The 13,712-nt window shown below is 60.3% G+C and carries 12 protein-coding genes and 1 riboswitch; of the genes, 1 reads left to right on the plus strand and 11 read right to left on the minus strand.

Features of this window, described 5'->3' with window-relative positions:
- Positions 1-8: 8 nt before the first annotated feature.
- Together HNR38_RS11020 and HNR38_RS11025 are read right to left on the minus strand one after the other, a co-directional pair.
- Complete coding sequence (locus tag HNR38_RS11020) at positions 9-734, minus strand: urea amidolyase associated protein UAAP1 (protein WP_183703902.1); 726 nt, start codon at positions 732-734, stop codon at positions 9-11.
- 58 nt (positions 735-792) lie between these two features.
- Positions 793-891, minus strand: a riboswitch (guanidine-I (ykkC/yxkD leader).
- A gap of 204 nt (positions 892-1,095) precedes the next feature.
- Complete coding sequence (locus tag HNR38_RS11025) at positions 1,096-2,019, minus strand: LysR family transcriptional regulator (RefSeq protein WP_183703904.1); 924 nt, start codon at positions 2,017-2,019, stop codon at positions 1,096-1,098.
- 123 nt (positions 2,020-2,142) lie between these two features.
- Between HNR38_RS11025 and HNR38_RS11030 the strand changes: the two genes are divergently transcribed.
- Complete coding sequence (locus tag HNR38_RS11030) at positions 2,143-4,077, plus strand: FAD-dependent monooxygenase (protein ID WP_183703907.1); 1,935 nt, start codon at positions 2,143-2,145, stop codon at positions 4,075-4,077.
- Positions 4,078-4,133: 56 nt separating this feature from the next.
- On the opposite strand, the gene pobA is transcribed toward HNR38_RS11030, so the two are convergent.
- The 9 genes from pobA to HNR38_RS11075 form a co-directional block, all read right to left on the minus strand.
- Positions 4,134-5,354, minus strand: a complete 1,221-nt coding sequence (gene pobA / locus HNR38_RS11035) for a 4-hydroxybenzoate 3-monooxygenase (RefSeq protein WP_183703910.1) — start codon at positions 5,352-5,354, stop codon at positions 4,134-4,136.
- 137 nt (positions 5,355-5,491) lie between these two features.
- On the minus strand, positions 5,492-6,430 hold the full coding sequence (locus HNR38_RS11040; RefSeq protein WP_183703913.1) for an AEC family transporter: 939 nt from the start codon (positions 6,428-6,430) through the stop codon (positions 5,492-5,494).
- 1 nt (position 6,431) lies between these two features.
- Positions 6,432-7,322 (minus strand): helix-turn-helix domain-containing protein, encoded by an 891-nt coding sequence (locus tag HNR38_RS11045; protein ID WP_183703916.1) that lies wholly within the window; start codon positions 7,320-7,322, stop codon positions 6,432-6,434.
- 1 nt (position 7,323) lies between these two features.
- Positions 7,324-8,610 carry a TRAP transporter large permease gene (locus HNR38_RS11050; RefSeq protein ID WP_183703919.1) on the minus strand — a complete coding sequence of 429 codons (1,287 nt, stop codon included), beginning with the start codon at positions 8,608-8,610 and terminating at the stop codon, positions 7,324-7,326.
- Entirely contained in the window at positions 8,607-9,119 is a 513-nt protein-coding gene (locus HNR38_RS11055; RefSeq protein ID WP_183703921.1) for a TRAP transporter small permease, read from the minus strand. Before HNR38_RS11055 ends, HNR38_RS11050 begins: the two co-directional genes overlap by 4 nt.
- A 26-nt stretch (positions 9,120-9,145) precedes the next feature.
- The gene (locus HNR38_RS11060) at positions 9,146-10,174 is read right to left on the minus strand and encodes a TRAP transporter substrate-binding protein (RefSeq protein ID WP_183703925.1); all 1,029 of its coding nucleotides are present in this window, start codon (positions 10,172-10,174) and stop codon (positions 9,146-9,148) included.
- 80 nt (positions 10,175-10,254) lie between these two features.
- Positions 10,255-11,250, minus strand: coding sequence for an aldo/keto reductase (locus HNR38_RS11065; RefSeq protein WP_246362635.1), 996 nt, complete (start codon positions 11,248-11,250; stop codon positions 10,255-10,257).
- Positions 11,251-11,306: 56 nt separating this feature from the next.
- Entirely contained in the window at positions 11,307-12,254 is a 948-nt protein-coding gene (locus HNR38_RS11070) for a Gfo/Idh/MocA family oxidoreductase (protein WP_183703928.1), read from the minus strand.
- 161 nt (positions 12,255-12,415) lie between these two features.
- Positions 12,416-13,633: a LysR family transcriptional regulator gene (locus HNR38_RS11075; RefSeq protein ID WP_183703931.1), complete on the minus strand. Its 1,218-nt coding sequence runs from the start codon at positions 13,631-13,633 to the stop codon at positions 12,416-12,418.
- Positions 13,634-13,712: the final 79 nt, after the last annotated feature.

Here is a 13,712-nt window from a genome sequence, read left to right on the forward strand (position 1 = left end):
GCCTCCGATTACTGCATCAGGTGGTACAGGGCGGTATTGGCGAAGGCCCGGGTGGCCTCCGGCGACGAGATCTTGCAGGGGTCGGCATCGGTCACCGGTGCGGCCCTGAAGAGCTGATACCGCAGGGGATGGCTCGGGTAGTCGGCGGACGGGTCCAGTGGGTGCGGGCAGGTATGCAGCACCACAATGGTGTCCATCTCGAAGCGCAGATCGACAGTGGCACCGGCATGGGAGTGGTCACTGACATAACTCATGTTGCCGTCGTCATCGGTTTTCACCCGACTGAACCAGTTCAGGTTGGCGGTCAGGTCTTTCTTGCCCAGGCCATACTTGGCCAGTTCGTTGAGAAAGCTGTTAAAACCGTTGCGATGGTAGTGATTATGGGCTTCCTGATAGGTCTTGCGGCCCCAGCGCTGCTCCACCAGATCGGCGTTGCAGGTGCCGCTGACGGTATCATGCCAGCCCAGGTCATCGCGGATGATGGAGGCGAACACACGGCCCATGTCGGACAGCAGAACATGGCCCCGGGTGAGCTTGAAGGTGTGCTGGTTTTTCAGGGTATCCGGCATGTTGTAGCGTTCGAGAGGGTTCTCGGGGTTGTACATCAACATGCCGACATTGGCGTGGCCGGTCTCGTCAATCAGGCGCAGGACATGGCCGCGGCGCATGATGAAGGACCAGTGGGATCCGCCGGGAATCAGATCGTCGTAGAGGGGCGTGGCTGTATCAAGCATGGCCTTTTCCTCGCTGGCTTGGCGTTTAAAAAAACGAGAGGCGTCAGTAACTGAACGATCCTCCCGGGCTTTTGTCCCGCCGTGTAGCCTTGGAAAAGGCCGTCAACTCTCGGACCAGTCGCCTGCAGAGCAGGCCGGAACCCTAGTTGACCATTTGTCAGATTGTCGCGCTTTGATAGTGGTTACAGAACCGACGTCTCGCTGCGTACCGTAATAAATTCAAGGCCTGTGCCATATATGCCAACGATCTGATTCTCCGTTGTTTTCCCGGTGATTGACGGCGCCCGGGGCAGACAACGGCACCGCCACAACGCACCCTGACGGTGCATGACCGGGCGAGCTCGCACCTTTGGGGAGCCTGTTACAGGTCCAGACCGTAGGTATCAGCGCTCTGATCCATGCCCGTGATCGCCCCGCGGATCAGTTCTTCCACCATCAGCCGGTCCGGGCGTTCGCCCTGCTCTTCATGGGACCAGAGCGCAATGTCCCGGCGTGTGCCCTCATACCCTTCCACCGCCAGCAGCTGGCGCGGCGAGACTTCCCCGGTCATCAGGGCCAGCCGCGCCGGCAGGCACACCAGCATGTCCGTGGTTTTCAGCAGGTGCAGCAGCGACCGTATGCTGCCAGTCAGTGCCACCCTTGCCGCCCGGCTGCCCATCAGATCGTCCTGGCGATCCAGGAAGCCGGCGTGGGCACCGGCGACCACCCACTGTCGGTTGGCGACCTGGTCCCGGCTGACCGGTTGCCTCGCGCCAACCAGTGGTGACTGCCTGCCGGCAAATATGCCGGCCCGGTCCCGGAACAGGAGTTCCCTTTTCAGGAATTTCTGGGACACCGACAGGTGCGCCGGAGCGATCAGGAAATCCAGTTTGCCGCTTCTGAGCAGCTCAATCTGGGTGGCGGCGGAACCGGTCCGCAGGTGAAACACCACCCGGCTCTCTTCCAGAAACGCTTCCGTCATCCGGTCCACGGTGGCGAATTCCCAGAGCGGATCAATGCCGATGCTGAATTCGTTGCGATAGCCACTGTGCCACTGCCGGATCATCTCGTCGCCATGGTCGGCATCGGCCAGAATCCGTTCGCCGAGACGGGCCAGGCGCGCACCGATCTCCGTGGGCACCACCCCGTGCCGGGTGCGGGTCAGCACCGCGCCACCTACCTTCATCTCAAGCTGTTTGATGCTCCGGGTCAGGGTCGGCTGGCTGACGTGCAACTGCTCACAGGCCCGGGTAAGCGAGCCCTGGTTCACCACAATGGCCAACTGCTTCAAGAGGTTGGGGTTCATTATTCATATTCTTTTAGTCTGTGGATAAAACTCTATTTTTCCTGATATCTGGCTTTCTTTAAAGTAAAGATCGGCCCTAAGCCGCCTTTTTCAATAAAACAATAAATTGTAGGAGTTTCTCCGATGCAGTTTCATGTTGATGGTTTTCATCCGGGCGACCCCCGTTTTTCCGATCCCCAGGACCGTGTGGTTCCGCCACCCCTGAAACGGCCCCTGCCGGACACTGTGGATGTGCTGATTGTGGGATGCGGCCCCGCCGGCCTGAATCTCGCGGCACAACTGACCAAATTCGACGGCCTCCGCGTAGCCATTGTCGATCAGAAAGACGATCGGCTGCTGGTCGGCCAGGCCGACGGCATAGCCTGCCGGACCATGGAAATGTTCCAGGCCTACGGGTTCGCCGACCAGATCATCCAGGAGGCCTATCAGGTCAACGAGGCCGCCTTCTGGAAACCGGATGCCGACAAGCCGAACCAGATTGCCCGCAGCAGCAAGGTTCAGGATGTCGCCGACGATCTTTCGGAAATGCCCCACCTGATTATCAACCAGGCCCGGGTGCACGACATGTTCCTGGATGTGATGCGCCAGAACCCGGGCAAGCTTGAACCCCACTACCAGCGCAAACTGCTGGATCTGGACGTGGACCCGGAAGCCGGCGAGTACCCGGTCACCGCGAAAATCGAGCGGCTGGTGAACTTCTCCCAGTACAGCCAGGTGATCGAGACCGTCCGGGCCAAATACGTGGTCGGCTGTGACGGCGCACGCTCAAGCGTCCGAACCGCCATTGGCAAGGAGCTGGTGGGTGATGCCCTGAACCAGGCCTGGGGCGTGATGGACGTGCTTCTGAACACCGATTTCCCGGACATTCGTCTGAAGTCCCTGATCCACTCGAATAACGAAGGCAACATGCTGATCATCCCCCGTGAGGGCGGTTACATGGTGCGTCTGTACATCGAGTTGGACAAACTCAAGGAAAACGAACGGGTGGCCCGGGACCAGATGACCCCGGAAGTGCTGATTGCTGCCGCCAACCGGATCATGCAGCCGTACACCCTCGACGTGAAGGAAGTGGCCTGGTGGAGCGTTTACGAGATCGGCCAGCGCATCACCACCGCGTTCGACGACTCCGAAGTGGGCCGTGCCGCCCGGGTATTCCTGGCCGGGGACGCCTGCCATACCCACAGCCCGAAAGCCGGCCAGGGCCTGAACACCTCGGTGATGGACACCTGGAACCTGGGCTGGAAACTGGCCCACGTGCTCACCGGCCGGGCCGATGAGAGCCTGCTGGAGACCTACTCGGCCGAACGTCGGGAGTATGGCCAGGCCCTGATCGATTTCGATCGGGAATTCTCACGCATGTTCAGCGCCAAGCCGAAATCCCCGGACTATCCGGACGGGGTCGATCCGGAAGAATTCCAGCGCTATTTCCAGCTGTTCGGGGAATACACCGCCGGGGTGTCCATCCAGTATCGACCCAGCATTGTGGTCAGCGATGGCAAACATCAGGCGCTGGCATCCGGCCTGACCGTCGGCAAGCGCTTCCATTCCGCACCGGTGGTCCGGCTTGCCGATGCCAAACCGGTGCAACTGGGGCACTGCCACCTGGCGGACGGCGCCTACCGGCTGTACGCTTTCGCCGGCAGTGCCGAGCCCATGTCCGATAGCTGCGGGGTCAAGGCCCTGTGCGAGTTCCTGGCCAGTGATGCCCGCTCGCCCCTGAAACGTTATACCCCGGCCGATGCCGACCCGGACTCGGTGATTGATGTCCGGGCCATCTTCCAGCCCCATCACCAGGAGGTCGAGACCGATACCCTGCACCCGGTACTGACGCCGGCGAAAGGGAAATACGGGCTGCACGACCATGAGAAGGTGTTCTGTGTCGACAACCGGCCGGCCTCGTCCGGTGGCGGCCAGAACATCTACGACATGCGCGGGATCGACAGGGACAAGGGCTGCATGGTGTTGGTCCGCCCGGACCAGTACGTGGCCGAAGTCCTGCCGCTGGATGATTACGATGGCCTGGTCGGCTTCTTCAGCCAGGTACTCACCGAAGCCTGAAAAAAAGGGCCACCCGCAGGTGGCCCTTTTTCTCTGCCCGGCAATGGCCGGCAGGTTCAGTATTCCTTTACTTCCTCGTAAGGCAGACCGACATACTGTTCGGCGATGACCCGGCGGCCGTTCTCGGAATTCAGGAAGTAGTCCGCCTCCGATTTCATGAAGCGCTCGAACATCTGCCCGTCCAGGCCGTTGTTGCTGACTTCCTGATCGAAGTTATGCAGCATGTTGGTCATCCACCAGCTAAAGCGTTCGCCGTGCCAGACCCGGCGCAGCGCGATCTCCGAATACTGCTCGATGTAGCGCCGGTCGCCGGTGTCATAGACGCGGGTCAGGATCCGGTACAGGGCGGCCACATCAGAAGCTGCGAGGTTCAGGCCCTTGGCGCCAGTGGGCGGGACGATGTGGGCGGCGTCCCCCACCAGGAACAGGTTGCCGTACTGCATGGGCTCACACACGAAGGAGCGCAGCGGCGCAATGCTTTTCTCGATGCTCGGGCCGGTCACCACCTTGTCGGCGATCTCCGCTGGCAGCCGTTTTTTCAGTTCCTCCCAGAACGCCTCATCGCTCCAGTCCTCCACCTTGTCGGTAAGGGGCACCTGCAGATAGTAGCGGGAGCGGGTCGGTGAGCGCTGGCTGGCCAGGGCAAATCCCCGCTCGCTCTTGGCGTAGATCAGCTCTTCATGACAGGGCGGTGTGTCCGCCATCAGGCCCAGCCAGCCAAAGGGATAGACCCGCTCATACTCGGTGCGGATGTCTTCCGGGATGGTCTGGCGGGACACACCATGGAAGCCGTCGCAGCCCGCGATGAAATCGCAGTCCAGCCGGTAGGACTCGCCGCCATGGTCAAAGGTCAGGTACGGCTGGTCGCTCTTCACGTCATGGGGCTGCACGCCGGAGGCCTCGTAATAGGTCTCCAGGCCGGCTTCACGGCGGGCGTCCATCAGGTCTCGGGTGATCTCAACCTGGCCATAGCAGACCACTTCATCACCCCCGGTGAGGCCCTTGAGATCGATGCGGGTACGTTTGCCATTGATTGCCAGTTCGACGCCTTCGTGCACATGGCCCTCGGCGTCCATGCGTTCGCTGACACCGGCCTCACGGACCAGATCAGCAAAACCCTGTTCCAGAATGCCGGCACGGATTCGGCCGAGCACGTAATCGCCGGTCACCCGTTCCAGAATGATGTTACTGATGCCCTTTCGGGCCAGAAGCTGGCCCAGAAGCAGGCCGGACGGACCCGCCCCGATGATGGCTACCTGAGTCTGAATGGTTTTCATAGTGATCCTGTTATTGTCTTGTTAGTGGGTCTGTTCAGGTAGTCATGATTGATGATCGCCGCCCTTCCATGAATGGAAAATCAAAACGCTCAGTTGTACTTTTTCGACACTTTGAGCCGACGCCAGCGGACGCTCTGTCAAGTCAGTAAGGCGATCAGGGCCGAGAGGGAGGCAAAGGAGAGCACGGTGGTCAACAGCAGGGTGCTGGCGCACAGCCTGCCAAGCCCGTAGTGACCACCGATGATGGGAAACACACTGAGCATGGGCATGGCCGCCAGCAGGATCATCGACAGCCGGAGCTGCCCGGAGAGTCCGGGGGCCAGCATCAGAAGAACAAAAACCAGAAGGGGATGTATCAGCAGTTTCCCGGCAAGAACGGGGGCGATACTGCCGAGATCACTGCGGATCGGGTTACCCACCAGCGTCCCGCCAATAGTGAAGAGGGCCACGGAAACCGAAGCACCGGCCAGCATGTCCAGGGTCCTGAGCACGCCGGCCGGCATCGGTGGGTCCAACAGGGACACCAGCATACCGGCAGCAATGGCCAGTAATAAAGGGTTTCTGACCAATCGACCAGCCACAGCCTGCATTCGTTCGCCAAACGACGGCCCGGCACCGCCTTCACTGCTGCCATACTCGATGATGGCCAGCGCCAGCGGCATCACCAGTATGTTTTCGATCATCAGGGACATGGCAAACGCCTGGGCCGGCGGGTCCTGAAAGACCTGCAGCAGCACCGGATAGCCGATGAAGGCACTGTTCGACATCGACATGCCCAGCCCCATGACGCCACTGGCGGCGAGGCTCTGGCCACGAATGAAACGGCTGAAAACGATACCGAGGGCCAGTGTCACCACCGACGCCACGCCGTAAACCAGCAGGTACGCCGGTTCGACAATGGCCTGGAACTCCAGCCGGGAAATGGTGGTGAAGATCAGGGCCGGCAGCGCCAGGTGCAGCACAAAACGGCCCATACCCGGCAGCGCGCTCTGCTGGATCAGCCCGCTCCGGACCGCCAGATAGCCGATGCCGATCAGCAGGAAGATCGGCCCGGTGATGGTGAGCACCTGAGCCATGTCAGTGGTTTTCCCGGTGGTCCCGGAAGGTGGAGGGCGACGCCCCGACCCGGCGCTTGAAGAACCGGGAGAAGTAAGCCGGATCGCTGAAACCCAGTTCGTAGGCGATCAGTGACACCGGGGCCGACGAGTAGATCAGCATGCGCTGTGCCTCCAGGGCGAGCCGGTCCTGGATCAGGTCGCCGACACTCTTGCCCGAGACCGCCTTGCAGGCCCGGTTAAGACCGATCGGTGTGGTGCACAGGGCATCGGCGTAGTACTGACAGGGACGGTGGTCCCGATAGTACTTTTCGATCAGTTCGCACAGTTGCTGATACCGCTTCCCGTAGTGATCCTGGGAGCGCGGGTCACCAGGCACCTCCAGATACCGGCCAAGCTTGATCAGCAGGGAGAACAGCAGGTGCTCAAACAGCTTCTGCTTGCCCGGTTCGTTGTTCCGGTATTCATTCACCAGTTGCTGCATGGTCTGATCGATGAACTGCTGCTCCGATTCCCGTCCCTGCAGATGAATCAGTTGGGCGCCATTGCGTAGTTCCTCGGGCACATCGGAGCCGCCACGGAACTGATCGTCCGCCAGCAGCACCCGGGACAGGGTAATGACATAACCGAGGGTGGTGTCCCGCTCAAACTCGAAGCCGTGCACCACCGAAGACGGAATAGTAAACAGGCAAGGTCCTTCGGTGTCGTACTCCCGGCCATCGACCCGGGCCCGGACCCTGCCACTGCGGACGTACACCAACTGGTACATCCGAGGGTGGGAATGGACACTGATGCTCCAGTTGAACAGCCGCGCCCGGGACTTGATGTCCTCGATATGGAAGAACTCCGGGTCGCTGACCGAGGGTTCTTCCCGGTACAGGGCGTAGGTGGAAATCCCGGCCCCGGCGTTCATGTCAGAGCAGCCCCAGCGTCAGCACCGGGAAGGCGATGATCAGCGCCAGACGCACCAGGTCCGAGAGCACGAACGGGAATACACCCCGGAAGATGGTGCCGATGGAAATATCGTGGGTGAACGCCTTGATCACAAACACGTTCATGCCCACCGGCGGTGTGATCATCCCCAGCTCCACAGTGATGACCGCCACCACGCCGAACCAGACCGGATCAAAGCCGGCAGCCTGAATCAGCGGAAACACCACCGGTACCGTCAGCAGCAGCATGGCAATACTGTCCATGACACAGCCCAGCAACATGAACAGCACAAGCACCGAAAACAGAATCATGTAGGGCGACAGGTCCAGCGAGTTGACGAAATCCACCAGCTCGAAGGAAATCCGCGACACACTCAGGAAGAAACCGAAGATCTCGGCCCCGATGATCATGAAAAAGATCATGGAGGAGGTAATCAGGGTTTCCTTGAGCGCGGCCACAAAGCCCTCCAGGCGCATGCCCCGTTTGACCGCAATCATCAGGGTACAGAAGGCGCCCACGGCGGCCGCTTCTGTGGGCGTGAAGATGCCCATGTAGATACCGCCGATGATGACCACGAACACGCCGGTGAATGGCAGCAGCCCCTTCAGCCCCACCAGTTTCTCCCGGAGGGTCGTGGGCTCGCCGGGGGTGGCCAGGCCGGGTTTGAGCTTCACCTGGATCACCACCGCCAGGGCATAGAGGACCAGCCCGAGGATGCCGGGCAGCAGCCCCGCCATGAACATGTCCCCCACGGACTGCTCGGTAATCAGGGCATAGAGCAGCAGGGCGATGGACGGTGGAATGATGATACCCAGGGTGCCGCCGGCGGCGAGTGTGCCGGTGGCCAGTGAGGCGGCATAGCCGTGCTTGCGCATTTCCGGCAGCGCCACCCGGGACATGCTGGCCGCCGTGGCCACCGACGAACCGGAAATGGCCGAGAAAATCCCGCACGACAGCAGCGATGCCAGGGAAATGCCCGCAGGCCAGGAGCCGAACAGGGTCCGTGCCCCGCCGAACAGCTGATCGGACATTTTCGACTTGGACGCCAGTATCCCCATCAGGATAAACATGGGGATGGGCGTGAAATTGTAGTTGGTCAGAACCTCAAAGGGTCCGTTTTCCAGAATCGCCAGCGCCGGGTCAAAGGCAACAATCAGGGAAAACCCGACAAACCCGGAGGTGGCCATGGCCAGGGCGATGGGGATACGGATGGCCATCAACACGAGCATCAGGCCAATACAGCTGAAACCAATGGCGGCGGAACTCATGATGTGATCCCTATTGCTTCACGGATTCGACGAACCGCCACGAGCCCGGAGCGCAGGCACAGCATGCCGGTCCCCACCAGTGTTGCGGCGTAGATATAGAACATCGGGATGTTCAGGTCCTGTGTGGTTTCGCCACTGCCATAGGAATGGCCCACGGAGCCCCAGAAGCGGTAGCTCATAGCCAGCGCCAGCAATCCGTAGCCGATGAAACAGATACTCTGCAGCACGGCTATCGAACGGTCGGACAGGGTATTGGTGAACAGGTCCACCACCACCTGGGAGCGGTCAACGTTACAGGGCAGGGCATAAAGAATGGCGAATAACAGGGCGAAACGGGCGATCTCGATCCCACCATTGAAGGTGAGATCGAGACTGCCATCGGTCAGCCCGAAAAGTGCGCGGGTCGACACCTCAGCCAGTACCACCAGCATCATTGCCGTAATCATGAAGCCACTGACCAGCAACATTACCCGGCTGATGGCGTCGACTATGCTCGCAAATCGAGACATGACAGCTCCTGAGCCTCTGGCAACCGTTAGGACTGTTGCTGGCACTGCTCAGAGAGCTCGACAGCACGCTGATACACCTTGCGCGCCGGCATTCCTTTGTCTTCGAGGTCCTGCAGATAGCCTTCGATGGTGGCATCCAGAACGGGCTTCCACGCCTCGTTTTCCGTTGCGTTTTCCAGGGTGATAATATTGTGACCGGCGTCCACCGCATCCTGGCGGCCCATGGCGTCGACTTCATCGAACATCTCACCGGCGGCGGTGGCCATGGCCATCCCGGAGTTGTCATCAATCACCTGCTGCAGGTCCTCAGGCATGCTGTTGTAGACCTGCTTGTTCATGGTGACCACGAACGACAGGCTGTACAGGCCGATTTCCGTATGGTTGTTGGCCAGCTCGTTGATGCGGAAGGAATGCACGCCTTCCCAGGGCAGAGCCACGCCGTCGATCACACCGCGCTGCATGGACTGATAGGATTCCGGAGCCGGCATACCGACCGGGGCCGCACCCAGCCGTTCGAGCAGCGATGCCACCACCTGGGTCGGCCGGCGAATGCGCAGGCCTTCCAGATCGGACGGCTTGCGGATTTCGGCATCCGTGGTGTGCAGGTGACCCTGACCGTGGGTGAACAGGAACACCGGGTGGGTTTCGTCATATTCCGCTGTGGTCAGACCTTCGTCATACAGGCCCTGAATCACACAGGAGCCCTGCTCGGCACTCTTGACGATGCCCGGCAGCTCCACGATCTGGGTCAACGGGAAACGGTTGGCGGTATACCCCTGCACCGTGGCCGTGACATCGGCAATGCGGTTGATCACGGCTTCGTACTGGGCCGGCGGCTTGGAAAGCGTGCTACCCGGATAGATTTCCACTTCGATGCGGCCATCGGAATCCGCCTCCACCTGATCGGCCCACTTCTGGAAGACTTCCTTGTGGATGGGCGAGACGGACGGCCAGAAATGCGCAAAGCGCAAAGTATAATCCGCCGCCTGGACCGACGATGCCAACGCCATGGCCGCCGTTGCGGCAACAAGCGATTTTGTCAGTTTTGTTTTCATTGTGATCGACCTCTCGGGTTTTTTTGTGGTTGTGTCACTGAGAGCGCCCCGAAACCCGGAGCCAGCTCTGAAAAGTCCTGTCAGGCAAACTCCTCAGTGTCTATCTCCGTCTGCTGTTTTGCGCTGTAGCGCGGCCCGGCCACCGTGTCCTGATTGATCAGGGCATCGAGCCGGTTAACGATATCGTCGGACAATCGGACAGAACCGGCTGCCAGGTTTTCCTTCATGTGGTCAACGGAACGGGTACCGGGAATCGGGACGATGAAATCCCCTTTCGAGCGGATCCACGCCAGCGCCAGTTGCGCCGGTGTGCAGCCGGCCTCCTCGGCGATGGCGACGTAGTCATCCAGCAACGCCAGATTTTTCCGGTAGTTGTCCTTGTGGAAGCGGGGCATGTTGTTGCGGATGTCCTTGTCCACCAGGTTATCGACATCCCGCAGCCCGTTGGTCAGAAAGCCGCGCGCCAGGGGGCTGAAGGCGACAAACCGGGTGCCGCTGGTGCGACAGGCGTCCAGCACGGCAATCTCGGCATTACGGGACCACAGGGAATACTCGGTCTGGACCGCCGCAATCGGGTGCACCGCCTGGGCCCGGCGCAGGGTGTCAGCCGATACTTCAGACAGCCCGATCGCGCCGATCTTGCCTTCCTGGACCAGGTCCGCCAGTGCATCCACGCTTTCCTCAACCGGAACCTTGGGGTCCAGCCGGTGCAGGTAATACAGATCAATGTGGTCGGTATTGAGCCGGCCCAGGCTCTCTTCACACTGGGCCCGCAGGGTCTCGGGGCGACCATCAATTTCCTTGACGCCGCTGTCCCGGCCAATGGCCATGCCGCATTTGCTGGCCAGAAACAGGGACTGGCGATAGTCCTTAATGGCCCGGCCAACCACGGCCTCGTTCTTGCCGCCGCCGTAGAGTGTGGCGGTATCGAAATGGCGGTACCCCATGTCAAACGCCTCGTGCAGTGCACGGACCGCCTCGTCCTCGGACAGCGGTGTGCCGTAGGCGTGGGACAGATTCATGCAGCCCAGTCCGATGACAGGCTGATCAAAATGCTTGTTCAGCATGGTGCTCATTTGGGGTCTCCGTTTCGATCCGGTATCCGCCGGGGTGGCCAAGCCACCCACGGGTTTCAGTCCTGCAGGCACTGCTCCAGGCGATTGAGAGTTTCCATCGCCGGCAGGCACTGGGCCACGCTGGCGTTCGGTTCGCGGCCAGCCTCAACCGCAGCGATAAACTCGCGGTCCTGCAGTTCGATGCCGTTGTTGGACACCGCAACGCCGGACAGATCCACCGGATTCTCGTTACCGTCGACCAGGTCGTCATAACGGGCGATGTAGGTGCCGTTGTCGCAGATATACCGGAAGAAAGTGCCGAAAGGCCCGTCGTTGTTGAACGACAGGGACAGGGTGCAGAGGGCACCGTTGGGGACTTTCATGCCAATGCTCATGTCCATGGCAATGCCCAGATCCGGATGGTGCGGCCCTTCCAGCGCCTGCACCTTGTCGGCGGTTTCGCCGGTCTGGTACTGGAACAGATCCACTGTATGGCAGGCGTGGTGCCACAGCAGGTGGTCGGTCCAGGAGCGCGGCTGGCCCTTGGCGTTGGTGTTGGTACGACGGAAGAAGTAGGTCTGCACGTCCATCTGCTGAACCTTCAGCTCACCGGCCTGGATCTTGTTATGGATCCACTGGTGGCTCGGGTTGAACCGGCGGGTGTGGCCGGCCATGGCCACCAGGCCGGTCTTTTTCTGGACCTCGACCAGCTTGCGGGCATCGTCGATGTTGTCCGCCATGGGAATCTCGACCATCACGTGCTTGCCGGCTTCCAGACACTGGATTGCCTGGGCCGCGTGCATCTGGGTCGGGGTCGCCAGAATGACGCCATCCACGTCATCCCGGGCCAGGGATTCCGCCAGATCGGTGGTGTAATGGGGTACGCCCCGCTCTTCGGCGAACTCACGGATAACATCACTTTTGGTGCCGACAACCGAGGTCACGGTCGCGCCCTCAATGGCGGCGATGGCGTCCATATGCTTCATGCCAAATGCGCCCGAGGCGCCAGCTACACACAGTCTCATGCCATAGTCTCCTGATTCTTGAATCCGTTGGTTTGGCTTGCCAGATACATCGAAGTGCCCATCCGGCACGTCACTTTTGTACCAAAATCTATCACTCAGCCCGGGCGCAGAGTAATTGATTAACTTCTCTGGGTATTCAATTTTTGCAAAGGAAGGTTGAATCAGCCGGCCTGATAACGAGAGGCAGCTGCCTTCAGAAGATCCAGAAAATGCTTCTGGGTGGGCGTGGGGTGCCAGTCCCGGCGAACCGTGATGCCGATGGGGCGGCGGGTATGGCTCAGGTCGTAGGGAATGACGCTCAGGACATTCTGTCGCAGTTCCTGCTCGACCTGGTGGGTGGAAATCAGGGTCAGACGATCACTGCCACTAAGCAGGGAACGGATAAGTATTTGCGAACTGGTTTCCACCAGCCGCAAGGGAGTCGGCAATCCCTCGTCGGTAAAGAGGGTGTCGAAAAAAGTACGGGTAGGCGTGCCCTTACGGGGTACAACCCAGCCATAATCCACCAGCTGCTCGAGAGTCAGGGACTTAGCCTGGTGCAGCGGGTGGTCCTTGCGACCCACAATCGCCAGCGGTGGTGAAATCAGTTCCTCCTGGACAATATCGTCCGCCGGCGGCGGAAAGCGCAGGGCACCGATCAACAGGTCCAGATCGCCATTGCGCAGGTGGAACAGCAGATCGTTATAGGGTGCGTCCACCACATCCAGCCCGATATCCGGGTGCGCCAGGGTAAACCGGTTGATGACATCCGGCAGGATCGAGGTCCGGGCCAGCGGCATACTACCGATGGTGATCTTGCCCACTTCCCGGGATTGCAGCGCCAGAATCTCGTAGTAACCCTGTTCAATTTCACCAAAGGCCAGCTTGGCCGCCCGAGCCAGTTGCTCGGCTGCACGGGTGGGCAGTATCGACGACCGGGCCTTTTCGAACAGCACGATCCCCAGCAGTTCCTCAAGCTCCCGGCTGGCCCGGTGCAACGAAGACTGGGACAGCTCCAGTTGCCGGCTGGCCACGCTGAAGCTGTGGTTCTCGGTGACCGCAATCAATGCCCGCAGCTGGGTGGTGGTCAGCAACGGTAAAAGCGTGGTTGCGCCTGGCTGGCCGGCACTGCCTCTGAGGGCCAGCCGTATACCCCGTTCCAGATAATCAATACAACGCAGCACCCGGGTGTTCCAGACCCGGCCCGCCGTTGTCAGGAACATGCCGTTTGAATGGCGCTCAAACAGCTCGGTCTCCAGCAGCGACTCCAGTTTTCCTATTGCCTGTGTGATCGCGGGTTGAGACAGGAAAACCAGCGGTGCCGCCTTGCTGATGCTGCGCTGGCGGGCAACCTCAAGGAAAACCCGGAGGTGTCTGAGATTGGGAATCACTCGTTGCATAAAGGTGCCAAAAGCATGGGGCTTTTTCGGTGCATTCTCAAAAATCAATATTATTGCGGTTAAATTGAAATAGCCAGTC

The sequence above is a fragment of the Marinobacter oulmenensis genome (genome assembly GCF_014201735.1).
In the GTDB taxonomy this organism is placed as follows: Bacteria; Pseudomonadota; Gammaproteobacteria; order Pseudomonadales; family Oleiphilaceae; genus Marinobacter; species Marinobacter oulmenensis.

Excerpts from the sequence above, each read along its gene's own strand:
- pobA (WP_183703910.1), bottom strand. The coding sequence starts at position 5,354 with ATGAAAACCATTCAGACTCAGGTAGCCATCATCGGGGCGGGTCCGTCC.
- HNR38_RS11075 (WP_183703931.1), bottom strand. The coding sequence starts at position 13,633 with ATGCAACGAGTGATTCCCAATCTCAGACACCTCCGGGTTTTCCTTGAG.
- HNR38_RS11025 (WP_183703904.1), bottom strand. The coding sequence starts at position 2,019 with ATGAACCCCAACCTCTTGAAGCAGTTGGCCATTGTGGTGAACCAGGGC.
- HNR38_RS11050 (WP_183703919.1), bottom strand. The coding sequence starts at position 8,610 with ATGAGTTCCGCCGCCATTGGTTTCAGCTGTATTGGCCTGATGCTCGTG.
- HNR38_RS11030 (WP_183703907.1), top strand. The coding sequence starts at position 2,143 with ATGCAGTTTCATGTTGATGGTTTTCATCCGGGCGACCCCCGTTTTTCC.
- HNR38_RS11045 (WP_183703916.1), bottom strand. The coding sequence starts at position 7,322 with ATGAACGCCGGGGCCGGGATTTCCACCTACGCCCTGTACCGGGAAGAA.
- HNR38_RS11020 (WP_183703902.1), bottom strand. The coding sequence starts at position 734 with ATGCTTGATACAGCCACGCCCCTCTACGACGATCTGATTCCCGGCGGA.
- HNR38_RS11060 (WP_183703925.1), bottom strand. The coding sequence starts at position 10,174 with ATGAAAACAAAACTGACAAAATCGCTTGTTGCCGCAACGGCGGCCATG.
- HNR38_RS11040 (WP_183703913.1), bottom strand. The coding sequence starts at position 6,430 with ATGGCTCAGGTGCTCACCATCACCGGGCCGATCTTCCTGCTGATCGGC.
- HNR38_RS11055 (WP_183703921.1), bottom strand. The coding sequence starts at position 9,119 with ATGTCTCGATTTGCGAGCATAGTCGACGCCATCAGCCGGGTAATGTTG.
- HNR38_RS11070 (WP_183703928.1), bottom strand. The coding sequence starts at position 12,254 with ATGAGACTGTGTGTAGCTGGCGCCTCGGGCGCATTTGGCATGAAGCAT.
- HNR38_RS11065 (WP_246362635.1), bottom strand. The coding sequence starts at position 11,250 with ATGAGCACCATGCTGAACAAGCATTTTGATCAGCCTGTCATCGGACTG.